At 63.6% G+C, this 18,629-nt stretch carries 18 protein-coding genes; 6 read left to right on the plus strand and 12 right to left on the minus strand.

Annotated features, from left to right (window positions below; translation table 11 throughout):
* Positions 1–132: 132 nt before the first annotated feature.
* The 3 genes from HIR79_RS16615 to HIR79_RS16625 are packed head-to-tail and all read right to left on the minus strand — an operon-like array spanning position 133 to position 2,954.
* The gene (locus HIR79_RS16615; RefSeq protein WP_169959196.1) at positions 133–1,398 is read right to left on the minus strand and encodes a TRAP transporter large permease; all 1,266 of its coding nucleotides are present in this window, start codon (positions 1,396–1,398) and stop codon (positions 133–135) included.
* A complete protein-coding gene (locus tag HIR79_RS16620) occupies positions 1,395–1,955 on the minus strand; it encodes a TRAP transporter small permease (RefSeq protein ID WP_169959197.1) in 561 nt (186 codons plus the stop codon). The genes HIR79_RS16615 and HIR79_RS16620 overlap by 4 nt, the downstream gene beginning before the upstream one ends.
* A gap of 15 nt (positions 1,956–1,970) precedes the next feature.
* The gene (locus HIR79_RS16625) at positions 1,971–2,954 is read right to left on the minus strand and encodes a TRAP transporter substrate-binding protein (RefSeq protein WP_169959198.1); all 984 of its coding nucleotides are present in this window, start codon (positions 2,952–2,954) and stop codon (positions 1,971–1,973) included.
* 163 nt (positions 2,955–3,117) lie between these two features.
* On the opposite strand from HIR79_RS16625, the gene HIR79_RS16630 reads away from it, so the two are divergent.
* A complete protein-coding gene (locus HIR79_RS16630; RefSeq protein ID WP_169959199.1) occupies positions 3,118–4,635 on the plus strand; it encodes a malonate--CoA ligase in 1,518 nt (505 codons plus the stop codon).
* Positions 4,636–4,652: 17 nt separating this feature from the next.
* Complete coding sequence (locus tag HIR79_RS16635) at positions 4,653–5,249, plus strand: 2-hydroxychromene-2-carboxylate isomerase (RefSeq protein WP_169959200.1); 597 nt, start codon at positions 4,653–4,655, stop codon at positions 5,247–5,249.
* Between the two features lie 87 nt (positions 5,250–5,336).
* On the opposite strand, the gene HIR79_RS16640 is transcribed toward HIR79_RS16635, so the two are convergent.
* From HIR79_RS16640 to HIR79_RS16675, 8 genes are all read right to left on the minus strand, one after another.
* Positions 5,337–6,638 (minus strand): TRAP transporter large permease, encoded by a 1,302-nt coding sequence (locus HIR79_RS16640; protein ID WP_169959201.1) that lies wholly within the window; start codon positions 6,636–6,638, stop codon positions 5,337–5,339.
* 10 nt (positions 6,639–6,648) lie between these two features.
* Positions 6,649–7,137, minus strand: coding sequence for a TRAP transporter small permease (locus HIR79_RS16645; protein WP_169959202.1), 489 nt, complete (start codon positions 7,135–7,137; stop codon positions 6,649–6,651).
* A gap of 49 nt (positions 7,138–7,186) precedes the next feature.
* A complete protein-coding gene (dctP, locus tag HIR79_RS16650; RefSeq protein ID WP_169959203.1) occupies positions 7,187–8,206 on the minus strand; it encodes a TRAP transporter substrate-binding protein DctP in 1,020 nt (339 codons plus the stop codon).
* A gap of 3 nt (positions 8,207–8,209) precedes the next feature.
* Positions 8,210–8,842 carry an isochorismatase family protein gene (locus tag HIR79_RS16655; protein ID WP_169959204.1) on the minus strand — a complete coding sequence of 211 codons (633 nt, stop codon included), beginning with the start codon at positions 8,840–8,842 and terminating at the stop codon, positions 8,210–8,212.
* The gene (locus HIR79_RS16660) at positions 8,839–9,870 is read right to left on the minus strand and encodes a TRAP transporter substrate-binding protein (RefSeq protein ID WP_169959205.1); all 1,032 of its coding nucleotides are present in this window, start codon (positions 9,868–9,870) and stop codon (positions 8,839–8,841) included. The genes HIR79_RS16655 and HIR79_RS16660 overlap by 4 nt, the downstream gene beginning before the upstream one ends.
* 124 nt (positions 9,871–9,994) lie before the next feature.
* Positions 9,995–11,980 carry an aconitate hydratase gene (locus tag HIR79_RS16665; protein WP_169959206.1) on the minus strand — a complete coding sequence of 662 codons (1,986 nt, stop codon included), beginning with the start codon at positions 11,978–11,980 and terminating at the stop codon, positions 9,995–9,997.
* A 40-nt stretch (positions 11,981–12,020) separates the two neighbouring features.
* Complete coding sequence (locus HIR79_RS16670) at positions 12,021–12,947, minus strand: hydroxymethylglutaryl-CoA lyase (protein ID WP_169959207.1); 927 nt, start codon at positions 12,945–12,947, stop codon at positions 12,021–12,023.
* A gap of 27 nt (positions 12,948–12,974) precedes the next feature.
* A complete protein-coding gene (locus HIR79_RS16675; protein WP_169959208.1) occupies positions 12,975–14,180 on the minus strand; it encodes a CaiB/BaiF CoA transferase family protein in 1,206 nt (401 codons plus the stop codon).
* Positions 14,181–14,339: 159 nt separating this feature from the next.
* Here HIR79_RS16675 and HIR79_RS16680 point away from each other — a divergent pair, with 159 nt between their 5' ends.
* Positions 14,340–15,242, plus strand: coding sequence for a LysR substrate-binding domain-containing protein (locus tag HIR79_RS16680; RefSeq protein ID WP_119021485.1), 903 nt, complete (start codon positions 14,340–14,342; stop codon positions 15,240–15,242).
* 3 nt (positions 15,243–15,245) lie between these two features.
* On the opposite strand, the gene HIR79_RS16685 is transcribed toward HIR79_RS16680, so the two are convergent.
* Positions 15,246–15,899 (minus strand): GntR family transcriptional regulator, encoded by a 654-nt coding sequence (locus HIR79_RS16685; RefSeq protein WP_169959209.1) that lies wholly within the window; start codon positions 15,897–15,899, stop codon positions 15,246–15,248.
* A 207-nt stretch (positions 15,900–16,106) separates the two neighbouring features.
* Between HIR79_RS16685 and HIR79_RS16690 the strand changes: the two genes are divergently transcribed.
* From HIR79_RS16690 to HIR79_RS16700, 3 genes are read left to right on the plus strand one after another with little or no spacing between them, the layout of a single operon-like run.
* Positions 16,107–16,865 (plus strand): maleate cis-trans isomerase family protein, encoded by a 759-nt coding sequence (locus HIR79_RS16690; RefSeq protein WP_283241840.1) that lies wholly within the window; start codon positions 16,107–16,109, stop codon positions 16,863–16,865.
* Positions 16,862–17,596: a haloacid dehalogenase type II gene (locus tag HIR79_RS16695; RefSeq protein WP_169959210.1), complete on the plus strand. Its 735-nt coding sequence runs from the start codon at positions 16,862–16,864 to the stop codon at positions 17,594–17,596. Before HIR79_RS16690 ends, HIR79_RS16695 begins: the two co-directional genes overlap by 4 nt.
* Positions 17,597–17,610: 14 nt before the next feature.
* Positions 17,611–18,510 carry a LysR family transcriptional regulator gene (locus tag HIR79_RS16700; protein ID WP_169959211.1) on the plus strand — a complete coding sequence of 300 codons (900 nt, stop codon included), beginning with the start codon at positions 17,611–17,613 and terminating at the stop codon, positions 18,508–18,510.
* Positions 18,511–18,629: the final 119 nt, after the last annotated feature.

Below are 18,629 nucleotides of genomic sequence, written 5' to 3' on the forward strand. Positions count from 1 at the left end.
GCACCCTGCCTTCCCTACTCCGACCCAGTGCTTCGCGAATCTGTTCGGCAAGGCGTCGGGCGGGTTCGGTGGGGCGACGGGCCGCACTGCTGGTGGTCGCCGGCAGCCTGGTGGCGAGTCGGTGAGGGCCCCTCAGCGCCCGACCAGCGCCGTGGTCAGCCAGGGCTGCCAGGCCAGCAGCACCAGGGTGACAAGGCTCGCCAGCAGGAAGGGGAGCAGCGAGCGGAAGATGCGCATCGGCGAGGCCCCGGTCATCGAGGAGGCGATATAGAGCCCCGCCCCCACCGGCGGGGTGAGCAGGCCCAGCACCAGGGTCAGGCAGACCACCACCCCGAACTGGTAGGGGCTGATGCCGAACTGCTGGGTGGCGATGGGCAGCAGGATCGGCACCACCAGGATCAGCGCGGCGATGCCGTCGATGATCATCCCCACCAGCAGCAGCACGCCGATCAGCAGCAGCAGGAACAGGAAGGGATCGGTGGTGAGCGCGGCGATCCAGGCCGCGGCCATCTGCGGCAGCCGCTCGTAGACGATCACCCAGCCGAACACCCCGGCGGCGGCGATCAGCATGATCACGAGCCCCGCATTCACCGCGGTGCGCCGGAGCACCGTCGGCAGCATGGCGAACTTCAGGTCGCGATAGAGGAAGCGCCCCAGCAGCAGCGCGGCCAGCGACGCCAGCGCCGCGGACTCCGTGGGCGTGGCCAGCCCCAGCAGGATGCCACCGATGATGATCAGCGGGATGGAGAGCGCCGGCAGGCCCATGAGCAGCGCCCGCTTCGCCTCGGCGCGGCTCGGCCACGCCCCCTTGGGGTACTGCTGTACCAGCCCCACCACGGCGATGGTCAGGAAGAAGCTGAAGCCCAGCAGCAGGCCCGGCAGGATGCCGGCGATGAACATCTCGGCGATGGGCACCTGGGCCATGACACCGAACAGCACGAAGAGCATCGAGGGCGGGATGATCGGCGAGAGCAGGCCCCCGGCGGCGGTGATCGCCGCGCCGTAGGAGCGGCTGTAGCCCTCCCGTTCCATGGCCGGCACCATGGCCCGCGACATGATGGCGATCTGCGAGGCGGCCGAGCCGACGATCGCCGCCATCATCATGTTGGCCACCAGGTTGATATAGGCGAGCCCGCCGCGGAAGCCGCCCACCAGCAGCCGCGCCAGGTCGATCAGCCGGCGGGTCACCCCGCCCTCGTTCATCAGTTCGCCTGCCAGCATGAACAGTGGGATCGCCAGCAGCCCGTAGCTCTCGATGGCGCCGAAGAGCTGCTGAGGGTAGGAGTCGAAGAGCACGCTGTTGCCCGAGACCTGGATGTAGAACATCGCGGTCAGCGCCAGCACGAGCGCGATGGGCACCGCCCCCAGCAGCAGCAGCGCAAAGATCGCGACCGTCATGGCATCGCCTCCGGGGGCGCCTGGCCCGGGTCACGCAGCCCGCGCAGGGCGCCGCCCAGGTTGACCAGGCCGTGGAAGGTCAGCGACAGCGCGAACCAGGGCACGATCAGCCACACCCAGAACTTCCTGATGCCGAGCGTCGAGGTGTTCTCGGCATAGATGAAGTTGAAGGTCTCGCCCTGGAAGGCGCGGAAGTCGAAGCCCGCCTGGGCCAGGGCCAGCGGCTGGTACCAGCGCCAGCAGAGCCAGAGCAGCAGCACCGCGAACAGCAGCACGGCGAGATCCACCGCGGCCATCAGCAGCCGATGGCCGAAGCCAGGCACCAGGTCACTGAGCAGGGTGACCGAGATGCTCTGGCGGCGCTTGAGCACCGCACTGGCAATCAGGAAGGTCATCCAGATCATGGCGTAGATGGCCAGCTCGCTGATCCAGTAGAGGGGGCTGCCCGCGGCGCGGAAGGCCACGTTGACGAGGATCAGCAGGGTGACCGCCGCCGCAAGGGCGGCGGCGGCGATCTCCTCCAGGTAGGCCAGGCGGTCGGAGAGGCGGGACAGCATCGGCTCGCCTTCCGCTTACTGGCGCAGGCGCTCGGCTTCCTCGCGCAGCGCCTCGAGCATGGGCGCCTTCTCGGCCCAGGTGGCCTCCCACTCGGCGATGGCCTCGCTGAAGAACTCGGCATCGGCCTCGACGATGTTGAGGTCCAGGCCGCGAATCTCGGCCTCCTGGTCGGCGTCCATCTGCTGGAAGCCGGCCAGCACGTTCTCCAGATGCTCGGCCATGGTGGTCTCGATCAGCTCGCGATCCTCCGCGGAGAGCTCGCGCCACACCCGGCCCGAGACCACGCCCACCATCGGGAACATCATATGGTTGGAGATCAGCAGGTTGCGCGCCTGCTCGTGGAATTTGAGGATCAGGATCGAATCGAAGTCCATGTCGATGGCGTCCACCTGGCCGTTGGCCAGGGCGTCATAGACCTCGAGCAGCGGCAGCGGCGCCGGGGCCGCGCCGGTGGCGGTGTAGAAGTCGCGGATGGGCTCGAAGGGGGTGATGCGCAGACGCTGGCCACGCATGTCGCCCATGCTCTCGATGGGGCTGCGGGAGAGCACCTGGCGCATGCCCACCATGCCGTAGCCGAGCCCGACCAGGCCCACCTCGGCGGGCATCAGCTCGAGCAGCTCGGCGGCGGTGTCGGAGCGCAGCAGGCGCGCGGCGTGGTCCACGTCGTCCACCAGGTACGGCGCGTAGAGGGCACCGAAGTCGGGGATGCGGTTGGAGATCTCGGCGATGGTCAGGAAGGCCATGTCGAGTGCGCCGGTCTGCAGCTGCTGGACCATCTGCGCCTCGTTGCCGAGCTGCTGGGCCGGGTAGACGCTGACGCTGTGCTCGCCGCCGGAGCGCTCGTGCAGGCTCTCGGCGAAGGCCTCGGCCTCGGTGCTCCACAGGTGCTGCGGCGGGGTGATCAGCCCCAGGCGGAAGTCCCGCGCCTGGGCGGTCAGGGAAGCGGTGGCAAGCGCAGCGGCGGCCACGGCCAGGGTCAGCGTCTTGAGTCGTTTCATGGGAGCCTCGTGTCGGTCCAGCGTGGTCCGGCCGTGCGTGCGGCCGGGCCTTGTGATCATCAGGCTGACGAGATTACCGCAGACGAGGCGTTGATGGCAGCCATGCATTGGCGCCGCCGGCTGGTTAGGATTAGCCACACCCGTACACAGCGCGAGACATGTCATGTCCCACAACCTGTTCGAGACCTTTGCCGCGCGCATGCGCGAACGCGGCAATGCGGACTTCATCACCACCCGCGAGGGACGCCGCTACTCCTACGCCGACGCCCTCGGCGAGAGCGGCCGGCTGGCCGGGGCGCTCACCGCGCTCGGCGTGCAGCAGGGGGATCGGGTCGCGGTGCAGGTCGACAAGAGCCCGGAGGCGATCCTGCTCTACCTGGCCTGCCTGCGCATCGGCGCTGTCTACCTGCCGCTCAACACCGGCTACACGGGGGAGGAGATCCGCTACTTCCTCACCGACGCGGAGCCGGCGCTATTCGTCTGCCGGGCGGCCGTGCTGGACGAGGCCCGCCGCCTCGCCGCCGAGACCGGCTGCCCCGCCGTGGAGACCTTGGGCACCGCCGCCGACGGCAGCCTGATGGAGAAGGCCGCCGCGGCCACGCTCCGCGACGATATCGTCGAGCTCGGCGAGCGCGACCTGGCCGCCATCCTCTATACCTCCGGCACCACCGGGCGCTCCAAGGGCGCCATGCTGACCCACCGCAACCTGGGCTCCAACGCCGAGACCCTGGTCGGGGCCTGGCGCTTCAGCGCCGAGGATCGGCTGATCCACGCCCTGCCGATCTTCCACACCCACGGCCTCTTCGTGGCCTGCAACGTCACCCTGATGGCAGGCGCCAGCATGCGCTTCCTGCCGAAGTTCGATGCCGACGTGATCTTCGAGGAGATGGCCCATGGCACGGTGCTGATGGGCGTGCCCACCTTCTACACGCGGCTGGCGGCCGACGAGCGCCTGACGCCCGAGGCGACCGCCCGCATGCGGCTGTTCGTCTCCGGCTCGGCACCGCTCACCGCCGAGACCCACGAGGCCTTCGAGGCGAAGAGCGGCCACGCCATCCTCGAGCGCTACGGCATGACCGAGACCAACATGAACATCTCCAACCCCTACGACGGCGCGCGGCGTGCCGGCACCGTGGGCATGCCGCTGCCCGGCGTGGAGATGCGCATCACCGACCGCGAGACCGGCGCCGAGGTGCCCGAAGGCGAGATCGGCATGCTGCAGATCCGCGGCCCCAACGTCTTCATCGGCTACTGGCGGATGCCCGAGAAGACCCGCGAGGAGCTGCTGGAGGACGGTTTCTTCATCACCGGCGACCTGGCCATGGTCGACGACCAGGGCTATGTGCACATCGTCGGCCGCGACAAGGACCTGGTGATCTCGGGGGGCTACAACGTCTATCCGAAGGAGGTCGAGCAGCTGATCGACGAGCTCGACGAGGTGCAGGAGTCCGCCGTGATCGGCCTGCCCCACCCCGACTTCGGCGAGGGGGTCACCGCCGTGGTGGTGCGCCAGCCCGGGGCCGCCATCGACGAGGCCGGGGTGCTCGCCCATCTGGAGGGCCGGCTGGCCCGCTACAAGCAGCCGAAGCGGGTGTTCTTCGTCGAGGTGCTGCCCCGCAACACCATGGGCAAGGTGCAGAAGAACGAGCTGCGCCGGCAGTACGACGCCACCTACCGCTGAGGAGAAGAGGAACGCCCATGGCCCACCGGATCACATACTACTATAGCCTGGTCTCCCCCTGGAGCTACCTGGGCCATGCGCGGCTCGGCGAGATCGCCGCCCGCCACGGCTCCACGGTCGACTACGTACCGATCTCCCTGGGCGCGATCTTTCCGCGCACCGGGGGCCGGCCGCTCGCCAAGCGCGCCCCGGCCCGCCAGGCCTATCGGCTCGCGGAGCTGAGACGCTGGCCCCAGCGGCTGGGGCTGCCGCTCAACGTGGAGCCGAAACACTTCCCCACCGATGACCGCCCAGCGGCTCGGCTGGCCCTGGCCACCAAGGCCTGCGGGCACGACATCGCCGAACTCTCGCTTGCGCTGATGCGAGCCTGCTGGGTCGAGGAGCGGGATATCGCCGATACGAGCACCCTGCGCGAGATCGCCGACGCCGCCGGTCTCGACGGCCAGGCCCTGCTCCGCGAAGCGGAAGGCCCGGACTCCCAGGCCCGCCTCGACGAGGCCTGCCGAGCCGCCCTGGTGGACGGCTGCTTCGGTGCTCCCTGGTACAGCGTCGACGGCGAGCCCTTCTGGGGGCAGGACCGCCTCGATCTGGTCGAAGTGGCCCTAGTTATTTAAGGATTTTATTGTCCTATATTCTTAATTCTTATCGATCACAAGGGCCTGACTTTTACAATAAGGCCCTTAGGATTCCTGCCCTTCCACCTACCACATGACACTCGGCAACCAGAGTGCGATAGAAGGAAACAAAATAAGAAGAAGGATTGCAAATGCCTCGACAAACACAAACGGAAATGCACCCCTGATGATTTCTGAAAGTGAAATCTCAGGCGCCACCCCCTTTATCACATAGAGATTCAATCCTATTGGAGGTGTGATGACAGCCATTTCGCACGCAATGATCAAGACCACACCAAACCAGATCGGGCTGAAGCCCAGCACCTCGATAACGGGTAGCACGATAGGAGTCGCAATAAGTATTATCGAAACGATATCGAGAAACATGCCAATTACAACAAGGAACAACAAGATGAACAAAAATATCACCCAGGCAGGAAGATCCATAACGCTAATCCACATCACCAACTGCTGAGGAATCATCAACCTGGTTATCACCCAACCAAACAAAAGCGCAGCAGCGAGTATCAGAAGAATCATTCCACTAGTAACAACTGTTGAGCGAAAAATATCAAGCACAGTCCGCACATCAAGCTGACGATATAAACCCGCAACGATGAAGGCACCAATTGCCCCTAGCCCAGCAGCTTCAGTAGGCGTTGCAACTCCAAAATATATACTACCCAAGACCACCAAGACCAAGGCGATTGCTGCCCAGACATCTTTAAGCGCCTTGAAACGCTCTCTCCATGTCACTCCAGTTTTCACATGAGGAGCCATCTCTGGCCTAACCACAGCTAAAATGCCAATATAAACAACCATTAGCATTGTCACCATGATCCCAGGAATAATTGCTGCAACAAACAGCCTACCGATTGATTGGTTGGCAATTTCTCCATAGAGAATAAAGCCAATACTCGGAGGGATCAGTAGTGCCAGCGCGCCTGCTGCCGCTACCGAACCACCCGCCAAACTTGGAGCATAGTCTCGCTTGATCATTTCCGGTATGGCGAACCGACCAATAGTCGCAGCACCCGCAACGCTGACCCCGCTCATGGCTCCAAAAACTGCAGAGCTTCCAACACTTGCCATCGCCAGACTTCCCGGCAAGCGATTTAACCATAAATAGAAAAGTGTAAACAACCGCCCGCCCAGGTTGGTTCTAGCGATAACCTCGCCCATCAGTATAAAAAGAGGTATTGCGATGAGTGAGTAACTCGACATACCCCTGTAGAGGATTGATGGAATTGCCATCAGCGACGAAGTGCCATTTATAAAATACATACCAATAATACTAGCAACACCTAGTGCAGCGAACACCGGAGCGCCGATGGCCAGCAAGAAACCAAACGCGCCTAGCAGCCAGAGAAATATGGTCGTGGAATCCATTTATTTACCCTTACGCCTTATCTTTCAAAGAAAGATAGATCATTGCCATAAGCAACAGAATACCGCCGAGAGGAATCAAGGTGTAGGGCATCCACATGGGAAAACTTAGCAAGGAAGAGGACCGATAACCCTTATCCAGAGCAGTCATTACGTTGACACTCCCCGCCCAGATGATCACACCACAAAACACCAGAACAGACAGACCACTCAGGATGTCCGAAAATCTCTTAAGCAACCCCGGAAGAACATTATATAACGCTTCCATTCGAACATGCCGCCCAACTATTAACACCCACCCAACGGACATCCATGAAATCACCAGAAGCAAATACTGACTAACCTCAAGGGCATGTATGCTCGGACTCCGAAACAAGTATCTAGTCATGACGGCATATACCGTCAACAGCATCAAGCCTAACAAGGCCATCTCGGCAATCACTACACCGAGCTTGCCCGTAAAAAAAAACACTCTCGAAACGACCCTATTGGCAAATTTCATAGCAGCCTCGTAGACATAGGAGAAGGGAAATCCATTTCCCTGACTCTAGTTAGCGCGTCGCCTCAATCAACTCAATATATTTTTCACCATTCGGAACAGCTTCCACCCACTCATCAATCGCCGTCTGCGTACGCTCAGCCAACTGTGAAATCGTCTCAGGGTCGAGTGTTGTCACGATCATGCCTAAGGACTCATACTCGCCAACGGCACTACTGATAAATTCATTTACCATGTCGAATTGACGCTGATCACGTATAGCAGCCGCCTCCTCGAAGATAACCTGAATATTATCAGAAAGGGCATCCCAAGTGTCTGCATTAATAGCCAATATAGAAGTATCGATGGCAAAATTAGTCAGCGTAATGTGGTCCGTCACCTCATATAAACTACGCCCCATGCCAGTCAATAATGGCCGTGGAGTTCCGTCGATGACACCACGTTCGAAGGATAGATATAGGTCAGACGATGCCATGGTGGTAGGTGCACCACCGAGGAGCTGCAGCGCACGCGCATCGGTCGCCCCAGTAGTTGCCCAAGTCTTGCCAGAGAAATCTTCGACAGAGTCAATGGAAAAACCTTTGGTATAAAACTCATAGGGATCCCAAGGAGCCACTCCTAACACATAGGTGTCATGCCTCTCCTCCAGCTCCTGGCGCATTCCGAGGTCTAACAAACCTTGCTGAAGAGCCCTCTGCATATGATTAACATCATCAAATATAAATGGCATTGTGAACAGAGTCAGCGCCTCGACAGTACCGCTGGGGTAGGTGCCGGTCATGTTTGTGATGTCGATATCACCCCTTGATAACGCAGGCAATTCCTCATAGGCATCAAATAGCTGACCCGAATGAAAAACGTTAATTTTCACCGCGCCCTCAGATGCCGTTTCCACATGATCAATAAAGGCTTGGATAGGCTTCCAAACATACTCATAAGCCGGAGGGAGATATGTTGAAAATGTCAACTCATATGTTTCGTTTGCATGGAGCTGCATGGATGAAGCCATGAAAAAAACTCCAAGCCCAGGCAGCGTGAAATTTTTTATAATCGATAATTTTTTCATTTTCATCACTCACTCAGTTTTTATTGTGAAAGTGTGCAACTGCCTTAAAGCAGTAGCCAGATCTACCACTTCTGCATATTTGTCTCGCATGTCGATAATATTACTGTCGTGCTGGCACTTAGAACGGTCAGTACAGGCCTCCTCGACAACAAACGGTGGGAAACCATGCTGCATCGCATCAACTACTGAGGCACGAATACAGCCGCTGGTGGTGCAACCCGCTACGTAAAGAGTATCAATACTCATGGATGTAAGGATGCCCGCGACGGGCGTACCGAAGAAGGCAGATGCTTGTGTCTTCTCAATAACAAGATCTTGAGACTCTGAGGCGATGGAAGGGTCAAGCTCACACGCCGCCGTACCCCTGGCAAGGGTTGCCAGGGTGGGGCACTTCTTATGCCATAACCCCGAGTCCTGCAAACTCGTAGAATAACTGCACACAGTGAAGATCACAGGGCCGTGCGGACGGATTGCTCGAATCAGCTGGTTAGTGGCTGCAATCGCCTGCGAACAATCCGAAGCAAGCGGGCTCAGTGACGGCTCCGTAAAGCCTCGTTGAAAATCGACGACAAGCAGTGCGGGACGCTGGCCAATGGCCAGCGCTCCTCCGAAACCACTTTGCAGATTGGCTTGATCGCTCATTGAGCCTCAACGCCTCCTTCCCGGGTAGCTTCGATGATCTCGAGATAGCGCTCGCCGTTGGCGACGTTGTTCGCCCATTCCTCAATAACCGGGGCCGTCAAATTACGCAAATCCGCCACGGTATCAGCGCTCATTTCATGAATCGTCACCCCATTCTCTTCATAGTAGGCCAACGCCTCAGTGATAAAATCTTCAACCATGGCAAACTGTTCAGCGTCACGCTCCTTCGCGGCCTCAAGGATGATTTCTTGAAGATCCTCAGGAAGACGCTCCCAAGCATCGCGATTCATAGCCAGGATGGAGGTATCAACCAAGAACGTTGCCAAGCTGATATGTTCGATAACCTCATCGAGGCTTCGTCCAAGCCCCGTGATTAGAGGACGCGGGGTGGCATCCACAACTCCCCTGTCAAAAGCCAAGTAAAGCTCCGAGGAAGCCATACCTGTCGGAGACCCACCAAGAAGCTGGATGGCTTGCGCGTCTGTGGATCCAGTAGTTGCCCATACCTTACCGCCAAAGTCTTCCTTTTCAAGGATAGGGTGCTGACGGCTGTAGAATTCATAGGGGTCCAAAGGCGCTACACCTAAAATTATAGTGTCGTGATTTTCCTTCATCTCCTCGTTCAATCCGGACTCTAGCAACCCAGCCTCAAGGGCTCTCGAAAGGTGATCAATATCATCGAACATGAAGGGCAAAGCAAAGACACCAATAGAAGGCACGCTAGCGCTTGGGTAAGTTCCTGTCATGTTGGTAATATCAATATCCCCTCGAGAAAGGGCCGACAGTTCATCATGCCCTGCGAAAAGCTGGGCCGAGTGGAAAAGGTCAACCTTCAGCCGTCCCTCACTTCTTTCCTGAATCTTATTCACGAAATTTTCTGCCGGCACATAAATATACTCATACGAAGGTGGCAAATAAGTAGAGAACACCAAGTTGTACACATCATCAGATGCTTCTGAACTAATCGAAAAAGCACCGAGTGGCAACGTCGCCGCAGGGATAGCCATTAGAATTTTAGCTGCTTTCATTTTCTTCCCATCCTTTGTTTCTGTTATATTAATTCGCTGCTACGCAGCGGGAAGCGCCATTACAGTTAACGAAAGCCCCCATGCATACTTCATATCTTGGAGCACTATCGGCAACTGTCTGACATCAGCGATGTTTTGTATCTGACAGTTTTTCAGGGTTATTACAACGAATATGGTTGATCACCCCGCCCATGGCGATCAGCTCCCGCTGGCGGGCGGTGAGGCCATGGTGCAGGCGGAAGGAGCCCTTGCCCACCACTTCGGCGGTCAGCTCCGGACCTGCGGCCAGCTGGGCGTGCAGGTCGCGGATCATCAGGCTGTCGCCCTGCTCGAGCCGGGCCGCCTCCTGCTCGTTCACGAAGGTCAGCGGCAGCGCCCCGAAGCAGACCAGGTTCTGCCAGTGGATGCGCGCGAAGCTCCTGGCCACCACCACCTGCAGGCCGAGGTAGCGCGGCACCAAAGCGGCGTTCTCGCGACTGGAGCCCTGGCCATAGTTGTGGCCGCCGACGATGGCGTGGCCACCCAGTTCGCGGGTCGCCTCGGCGCGGCGGGCATAGTCCGGGTCCACCGCCTCGAAGGTGAAGGGCGCCGAGGCGTAGACGCTGCTCCAGTAGGGCATCACCCGCTGCCCCGCCGGCATGATGTCGTCGGTGGAGATGTTGTCGCCGGTGACCAGCAGCACCGGCACCTCCAGGGTATCGGGCAGCGGCGACAGGTCGGGCAGCGCCGGGGTGTTGTCGGTCTTCTGCAGCGGCCTCAGGCGTGCCTCCGCCGGGGGCAGCGGCGCGGTGAACAGCTCGCGGTTGACCACCATCCGGGCGGGCTCGTCTATCCGCGGATAGGCCATGCCGAGGGTGCGCGGATCGGTGATCACGCCGGTCAGCGCCGAGGCGGCGGCGGTCTCGGGGCTGCACAGGAAGACGCTGTCCTCGCGGGTGCCGGAGCGCCCCGGGAAGTTGCGCGGCACGGTGCGCAGGCTGTTGAGTCCCACCGCCGGCGCCTGGCCCATGCCGATGCAGCCGTTGCAGCCGGTCTGGTGCAGCCGCGCCCCGCTCGCCACGAGGTCGCCCAGGTATCCCTCGCGGATCAGGGTGGTCAGCACCTGGCGCGACGAGGGGTTGATATCCAGCGAGACGCCGTCGGCAACAGTGCGCCCGCGCACTATCTCCGCGACCACCGCGAAGTCGCGATAGCCCGGGTTGCCCGAGGAGCCCACATAGGCCTGGTGCAGCGGCTCGCCGGCCACCTCGCGCACCGGCACGACCTTGTCGGGGCTCGACGGCAGCGCGATCATCGGCTCCAGGCTCGAGAGGTCGAGGACCTCCTCCCGGTCATAGGTGCAGCCCAGCTCCGCGGCCAGCGGCTGCCAGTCCGCCTCGCGGCCACGGGCGGCCATGAAGCGGCGAGTCTCCTCGTCGCTGGGGAAGACCGTGGCGGTGGCGCCCATCTCGGTGCCCATGTTGGCCAGCACGTGGCGGTCCATGGCGGAGAGGCTGGCGAGACCCGGCCCGTGATACTCGATGATGGTGTTCTTGCCGCCGGCCACGCCGTGTCGGCGCAGCAGCTCGAGCACGGCGTCCTTGGCCGAGACCCAGTCCGGCAGGCGGCCCTCCAGGCGAATGCCCCAGATCTCCGGCATGGTCAGATAGAGCGGCTCGCCGGCCATGGCCATGGCCACCTCGATGCCGCCGGCGCCGATGGCCAGCATGCCGAGCGACCCGGCCGAAGTGGTGTGGCTGTCGCAGCCGACGATGGACTGCCCCGGCACGCCGAAGTGCTCCATGTGCACGGGGTGGCTGATGCCGTTGCCGGGACCGGAGTACCAGACTCCGAAGCGCTCGCAGGCGCTCTTCAGGAACAGGTAGGTCTCGGCGTTGAGGTTGTCGGCCTGCACCAGGCCGTGGTCGATGTACTGCACGCTGGGCTCGGTGTGGACCCGGTCGAGCCCCATGGCCTCCAGCTCCAGCATCACCAGGGTGCCCAGCACGTCCTGCAGCAGGGCCTGGTCGATACGCAGGGCGATCTCGCTGCCGGGGGTCATCTCGCCCTCGACCAGATGATCGCGGATCAGCTGCCTGGCGAGGTTAAGGGGGGTGGATGAGGTCGTCATTGTTGTTGGTCTCATGATCAAGAGGTTGATGGGGCAGGCGTCAGCGGGCCGGCATTGGATAGCGTCTGTCGGCCTTGCCCGCCTTCACCACCTGGCCCGGGGTGTCGTGGCCCACCAGCTCGGGCAGCATGGCCGAGGCCGCCAGCAAGGCATCGAGATCGACGCCGGTGGGCACGCCCATCTGCTCGAACATGTGCACCAGGTCCTCGGTGCAGACGTTGCCGGTGGCGCCGGGGGCGTAGGGGCAGCCGCCGAGGCCGCCCAGGGAGGCATCGAAGCGGGTGATGCCCGTCTGCCAGGCGGCCAGCGCATTGGCCAGCCCCATGCCGCGGGTGTTGTGGAAGTGCAGGGTGAAGGGCACGCCGGGGAAACGTGCCTGGGCCGCCTCGCAGAGCCGCGCCACCTGGGCCGGGTTGGCCATGCCGGTGGTGTCGCACAGGGTCACCCCCTGCACGCCCAGCGCCAGCTGGCGTTCCACCAGGTCGAGCACGCGGGCCTCGGGCACCTCGCCCTCGAAGGGGCAGCCGAAGCTGGTGGAGAGCGAGGCGTTGATGAAGACCTCCGCGCCTTGCGGGTGCGCCCGTACCGCCTCGACGATGGCGGCGAACTGTTCGAGCGACTGCTCAGGCGTCATGCGCAGGTTGGCCTGGCCGTGGGAGTCGCTCGCCGACATCACCAGGTTGACCTCATCCACCCCGCAGGCCAGCGCCCGCTCGGCGCCCTTCACGTTGGGCACCAGCACGGTGATGGCCACCCCCGGGCGGCGCTGGATGCCGGTGACCACCTCGGCGGCATCGCGCAGGTGGGGGATCGCCCTGGGCGACACGAAGGAGGTGGCCTCGATGCGCGCCAGGCCCGTGGCGGAGAGGGCGTCGATCAGGCGGATCTTCTCCGCGGTGGGAATGAAGGTGGCCTCGATCTGGAAGCCGTCGCGGGGCGCCACCTCGTTGATTTCTAGCTGGGTCATCATGGGTGTCCTGGGTCGCTCGGTGGGTCAGATGATGCCGGCATCGCGCAGCTTGGCGCGGGTCTCGGGGTCGATGCCGAGCTCGTCGAGCACCTCGTCGGTGTGCTGGCCCAGCGCCGGGCCGCCCTCCCCCAGCCGTCCCGGCGTGGCGCTCAGGCGCGGCAGCACGCCGGGCACGCGGAGCGGCTTGCCGTCGGGGCGGGTGATGGTCTGGATCATCTCTCGGGCCAGGTAATGGGGGTCATTGGCGATGTCGGCGGCGGTATAGGGATAGCCGGCGGGCACCCGGGCGTCGTCCAGGGCGGCGAGAATGGCATCGCGGTCGCGCTCCAGCGTCCACGCCTCGATGGCGGCATCGATGCGCTCGGCCTGGCGGCTGCGGCCGTCGTTATGGGCGAGGTCCGGATCCTCCGCCAGGTCAGCGCGGCCAATCACGCCCATCAGCCGCTTGAAGATGCTGTCGCCGTTACCGGCGATCAGCACGTAGTCGCCATTGCGGGTGCGGTAGGCATTCGACGGCGTGATGCCCGGAAGGGCGCTGCCGCTGGGCTCGCGCACCTGTCCGGCGGCGTCATACTCGGGCAGCAGGCTCTCCATCATGGCGAACACGGACTCATACAGCGCCACGTCGATCTGCTGCCCGAGGCCGCTGCGACTTCGCTCCTGAAGCGCCAGCAGGGTGCCGATCACCGCGTAGAGGGCGGAGAGGGAGTCGCCGATGCTGACCCCGACCCGCACCGAGGGCTCGCCGGGCTGGCCGGTGAGGTAGCGCAGCCCGCCCATGGCCTCGCCGATCACCCCGAAGCCGGGCTTGTCGCGGTAGGGGCCGGTCTGGCCGAAGCCGGAGACCCGCACCATGATCAGGCCCGGGTTGTGTTCGGCCAGCGCCTCGTAGCCCAGCCCCCAGCCTTCGAGGGTGCCGGGGCGGAAGTTTTCCACCAGCACGTCGGCCTCGGCGGCCAGTCGGCGAACCATTGCCTGGCCCTCCTCGCTGCGCAGGTCCAGGGTCATGGAGCGCTTGGTGCGGCTCTGCACGTGCCACCAGAGCGAGGTGCCGTCCTCGATGATTCGCCACTTGCGAAGGGGATCGCCGGTGCCGGGGGGCTCGACCTTGATCACGTCGGCGCCGAACTCGCCCAGCAGCTTGGTGGCGAAGGGCCCGGCGATCAGCTGGCCCAGCTCGAGGACCTTGAGGCCGGCCAGCGGCAGCTGGCGTGAAGCGGGGGAGGTCATGGGGATCTCCTGAGTGTGAGCGTGGCGTGATTGCCCTTAAGGATGTGCCAGCCCGACCGCTGATCACAATCAGGCAATCGGGAACCCAGGCTTCGCTGCCGACGAAGCCTTGGGCTAGCATGGATCGATCGACCGCCCCCGCCCTGGAGCCCGGATGCCATGCGCCGCTTCGACTTCGTGACCCTGAAGCTCTTCGTCACCATCGCCGACGAGGGGCGCCTGACCGCCGCCGCAGAGCGCGAGCACCTGGCCCTGGCCGCCGTCAGCAAGCGGGTCAGCGACCTGGAATCGCTGATCGGCACGGAGCTGCTCTACCGCCGCTCCCGCGGGGTCGAGCTGACCCCGGCCGGCCAGGCCTTCCTGCACCACGCCCGGCGCATCCTCGAGGATGTCGCACGCCTCGAGGCGGAGCTCAGCGAGTATGGCGAGGGGGTTCGCGGCCATGTGCGCATCCACTCCAACACCTCGGCGATCATCGCCTTCCTCCCCGAGGACCTCAGCGTCTTCTCCCGGGAGTACCCGCAGATCAAGCTCGACCTCCAGGAACGCACCAGCGCCGAGGCCATCGCCGCGGTGCGCGACGGCGTGGCCGATGTGGGCATCTTCGCCGGCCACGTCGCCGCCGAGGGCCTGGAGGTGGTGCCCTACCGCCGCGACCAGCTGGTGCTGGTGACGCCCGCGGACCACCCCCTCTCGGGCCGCGAGCGGCTCTGCCTGCACGAGGCCACCGAGTACGACTTCGTGGGCCTGCAGCAGGATGCCTCGCTGCAATCGCTGCTCCACGAGCAGGCGAGCCTCGCCGGGCGCGCCCTGCGCATGCGCATCCAGGTGCGCAGCTTCGATGCCATCTGCCGCATGATCCACCACGGCATGGGGATCGGCGTGCTGCCCCAGCGCACCCTCTACCGCGACCTGCGCGACCTCAACCTGCGGCTGATTCCGCTGGCCGATGACTGGGCGAGCCGGGAGATCGTCATCGGCATGCGCCACTACGAGACCCTGCCGGTGGTGGCTCGCCACCTGGTCGATCACCTGCTGGCCACCCGCGACGAACCGGCCTGACCCTCAGGCTCGCCGCTGCTCGCGCACCGGTCGGATCTGCGCCGCCCGCGCGGCCAGGATATGGGCGCGCATCACCGACGCCCCCCACTCGCCGTCCCCCGCCTCGAGGGCGCGGATCAGCTCGCGGTGGTGGCGCATGCTCGCCTCCATCTCCTCGGCGGTGTAGTGGTGGAAGCTGCGTCGCGACACCGGCACCTGCACGATGGTCTCCAGCAGCCGCTGCAGCCGCGGGCTGTCGGCCGCGGCCACCAGCTCGGCATGGAAGCGGTTGTTGAGCACGGCGATCTCGTCCACCGCCTCCTCCCCGCCGCTGGCGCAGAACGATTCCATCTGCTCCGCCAGGGCCTCCAGCGCAGCCAGCCGCTCCGGCGCGATCCGAGTGGCGGCACGGCGTACCACCTGGGGCTCCAGCAGCACCCGCAGCTCGAACACCTCCTCCACGTCGCGGGAGGTCCAGGCTACGACCCGGGCCCCGTGGTGGGGAATCGCCTCCACCCAGCCGTCCGAGACCAGGCGCCGCAGCGCCTCGCGGATCGGCGTGCGGCTCAATGCCAGCTCCTGGCCGATGGCAGCCTCGCGCACGTAGCTCCCGGCGGGGTAGTGCCCATCGAGGATACGGTGCTTGATGATCCCGTAGACGCGGTCGGCGGCGGTCATGAAGCGCTCCTTGCCTCCTGGCGCATGCGACCATGGTCGAACGCCAAGTTGTGTACGATTGATTGATTATCGAGCAACTATAGGCCTACATTTGGCTTCGTTCGACCGATATTGCATACAACTTTACTGTCAGGCGCTCGCCGGTCGAGTCAGAAGCGTCTGAGCCTGTTCCAGCAACACATGCCAACAACAACAGAGGCCCCCTCGATGACCCAGCGCCCCTACCGCATCGGCCAGATCGTCCCCAGCTCCAACACCACCATGGAAACCGAGATCCCCGCCATGCTGCAGGCTCGGGAGGCCATCGCGCCGGAGCGCTTCACCTTCCACTCCAGCCGCATGCGCATGAAGAAGGTCACCAAGGAGGAGCTCGCCGCCATGGACGTGGAGTCCGACCGCTGCGCGCTGGAGCTCTCCGATGCCCATGTGGACGTGATGGGCTACGCCTGCCTGGTGGCCATCATGAGCCAGGGGCACGGCTACCACCGCGAGTCCCAGCGGCGCCTGCACCAGGTCACCGTGGACAACGGCCACCCCACCCCGATCGTCTCCAGCGCCGGCGCCCTGGCCGAGGGCCTTGCGGTGCTGGGCGCCCGGCGGGTCTCCATCATCACCCCCTACATGCGCCCCCTCACCGACCTGGTGGTGGACTACATCGAGTCCGAGGGCATCGCCGTTAAACACAGCATCGCGCTGGAGATCCCCGACAACCTCGAGGTCGGCGCCCGCGACCCCCTGGCCCTGGTCGAGATCGTCAAGGACCTGGACATCGAAGGCGTGGACGCCGTGGTGCTCTCCGCCTGCGTGCAGATGCCGTCGCTGGCCGCCATCCAGGTGGTGGAAGATGCCATCGGCCTGCCGGTGGTCTCCGCCGCCACCTGTACCACCTACCGCATGCTCAAGGAGCTGGGCCTTGCGCCCATCGTGCCCAACGCCGGTCGACTGCTCTCCGGAGAGTTCGCATGACGGTAGGCCCCGCTGATCTGACCGAGGTGAAGGCGCTGACCTTCGATGTCTTCGGCACCGTGGTCGACTGGCGCAGCAGCGTGATTCGCGAGGGCGAGGCCCTCGGTCGTGCCCGCGGCCTCGACGTCGACTGGGCCGCCTTCGCCGACGCCTGGCGCGGCGGCTATGCGCCGGCCATGAACCGGGTGCGTCAGGGCGAGCTGCCCTGGACGCGCCTCGACGACCTGCACCGCATGACCCTCGACCGCCTGATCGACGAGTTCGGCCTCGGCGAGGCCCTGGACGAGGCGGACCGCGCGCACCTCAACCGCGCCTGGCACCGCCTCGACCCCTGGCCGGACAGCGTGACGGGCCTGCGCCGCCTCAAGTCGCGGTTCATTCTCGCCACCCTCTCCAACGGCAACGTCTCGCTGCTGGTCAACATGGCGAAGCACGCCGGCCTGCCCTGGGACTGCGTGCTCTCGGCGGAGCTCGCCGGGCACTACAAGCGCGACCCGGAGGTCTACCACAAGGCCTGCGAGCTGCTCGACCTGGCCCCCCACCAGGTGATGATGGTGGCGGCCCACCAGGATGACCTCCAGGCGGCCCACCGGGAGGGGCTGCGCACCGCCTTCGTCAAGCGCCCCCTGGAGCACGGACCGGATGCCATCCCCGACCTCTCGGTGGACCCGGTCTTCGACCTGGTGGCGGACGACTTCCACGACCTGGCCGACCAGCTACTCGACCCCTGACTCGGGAGGGCCGCATGAGACTCGACCCCACCTCGCTTTGGCTCTTCGTGCGCGTGGCGGAGATGGGCACCATCACCGGCGCCGCCGAGGCGGAGTTCATCGCCACCTCGGCGGTCAGCAAGCGGCTCAGCGAACTGGAAGCCCACTTCAACAGCCCACTGCTCAAGCGCAACAACCGCGGGGTAGAGCTGACCCCGGCCGGCAATGCCCTGCTCAACCTGTCGCGTGGCGTACTGCATAACCTGGAGGATCTTGAGCTCCAGATGCGCGAGTACTCCAGCGGCAATCGGGGGATCGTCAGGGTCTTTGCCAACATGTCGGCCATCACCCAGTACCTGCCCAACGAGACCCAGCTCTTCTTCGAAAAACACCCCGACATCGGTGTGCATCTCGAGGAGAAGGTGAGCCCGATCATCACCCGGGAGGTGGCGAGCAACAATGCCGATATCGGCGTCTGTGCGCGCCTCCCCCATGGCTACGACCTGGTGGAATTTCCCTACCATATCGACGACCTGGTGCTGGTCACGCCACTGGAGCATCCGCTGGCCGACCGCGAGACGATCGACTTCCGCGAATGCCTCGATTTCCCCCACGTGGGGCTGCACACCTCCAGCGCCATCAACCTCGAGCTGCTGCGGGCTGCCAGCCTCGCCAACCGGCCGCTCCGGCTGCGCATCCAGGTCACCAGCTACGATGCCCTATGCATGATGGTGCAGGCCGGGCTAGGGGTCGGTGTGGTGCCACGCGGGGCGATCCGCCAGTACGTCGGCGGGCTGAATGTCAGGGTTCTGTCCATCCGAGACGACTGGGCCAGGCGAAAGTTGAGCATCTATGTCCATGACCTCGACAGGCTCTCCATGGCCGCAAGAATGTTCGTCGATCATCTAGTGGAGTCCGCCGTTACAAGCGGATGAGGCCGGTCACCATTTTCCTGCTCAGGCTGTCTTTTATCGCTGCAATGCGGCATGGATAGGGTCACTTTCCAGCCTTCTTGTTTGGAGAAGGCAGCTTCATCAATCACCAATGTACAGCC

The organism is Halomonas sp. PGE1 (genome assembly GCF_013000985.1).
GTDB classification, from domain to species: Bacteria; Pseudomonadota; Gammaproteobacteria; order Pseudomonadales; family Halomonadaceae; genus Halomonas; species Halomonas alkalicola.

Excerpts from the sequence above, each read along its gene's own strand:
- HIR79_RS16615 (WP_169959196.1), bottom strand. The coding sequence starts at position 1,398 with ATGACGGTCGCGATCTTTGCGCTGCTGCTGCTGGGGGCGGTGCCCATC.
- HIR79_RS16620 (WP_169959197.1), bottom strand. The coding sequence starts at position 1,955 with ATGCTGTCCCGCCTCTCCGACCGCCTGGCCTACCTGGAGGAGATCGCC.
- HIR79_RS16625 (WP_169959198.1), bottom strand. The coding sequence starts at position 2,954 with ATGAAACGACTCAAGACGCTGACCCTGGCCGTGGCCGCCGCTGCGCTT.
- HIR79_RS16630 (WP_169959199.1), top strand. The coding sequence starts at position 3,118 with ATGTCCCACAACCTGTTCGAGACCTTTGCCGCGCGCATGCGCGAACGC.
- HIR79_RS16635 (WP_169959200.1), top strand. The coding sequence starts at position 4,653 with ATGGCCCACCGGATCACATACTACTATAGCCTGGTCTCCCCCTGGAGC.
- HIR79_RS16640 (WP_169959201.1), bottom strand. The coding sequence starts at position 6,638 with ATGGATTCCACGACCATATTTCTCTGGCTGCTAGGCGCGTTTGGTTTC.
- HIR79_RS16645 (WP_169959202.1), bottom strand. The coding sequence starts at position 7,137 with ATGAAATTTGCCAATAGGGTCGTTTCGAGAGTGTTTTTTTTTACGGGC.
- dctP (WP_169959203.1), bottom strand. The coding sequence starts at position 8,206 with ATGAAAATGAAAAAATTATCGATTATAAAAAATTTCACGCTGCCTGGG.
- HIR79_RS16655 (WP_169959204.1), bottom strand. The coding sequence starts at position 8,842 with ATGAGCGATCAAGCCAATCTGCAAAGTGGTTTCGGAGGAGCGCTGGCC.
- HIR79_RS16660 (WP_169959205.1), bottom strand. The coding sequence starts at position 9,870 with ATGAAAGCAGCTAAAATTCTAATGGCTATCCCTGCGGCGACGTTGCCA.
- HIR79_RS16665 (WP_169959206.1), bottom strand. The coding sequence starts at position 11,980 with ATGACGACCTCATCCACCCCCCTTAACCTCGCCAGGCAGCTGATCCGC.
- HIR79_RS16670 (WP_169959207.1), bottom strand. The coding sequence starts at position 12,947 with ATGACCCAGCTAGAAATCAACGAGGTGGCGCCCCGCGACGGCTTCCAG.
- HIR79_RS16675 (WP_169959208.1), bottom strand. The coding sequence starts at position 14,180 with ATGACCTCCCCCGCTTCACGCCAGCTGCCGCTGGCCGGCCTCAAGGTC.
- HIR79_RS16680 (WP_119021485.1), top strand. The coding sequence starts at position 14,340 with ATGCGCCGCTTCGACTTCGTGACCCTGAAGCTCTTCGTCACCATCGCC.
- HIR79_RS16685 (WP_169959209.1), bottom strand. The coding sequence starts at position 15,899 with ATGACCGCCGCCGACCGCGTCTACGGGATCATCAAGCACCGTATCCTC.
- HIR79_RS16690 (WP_283241840.1), top strand. The coding sequence starts at position 16,107 with ATGACCCAGCGCCCCTACCGCATCGGCCAGATCGTCCCCAGCTCCAAC.
- HIR79_RS16695 (WP_169959210.1), top strand. The coding sequence starts at position 16,862 with ATGACGGTAGGCCCCGCTGATCTGACCGAGGTGAAGGCGCTGACCTTC.
- HIR79_RS16700 (WP_169959211.1), top strand. The coding sequence starts at position 17,611 with ATGAGACTCGACCCCACCTCGCTTTGGCTCTTCGTGCGCGTGGCGGAG.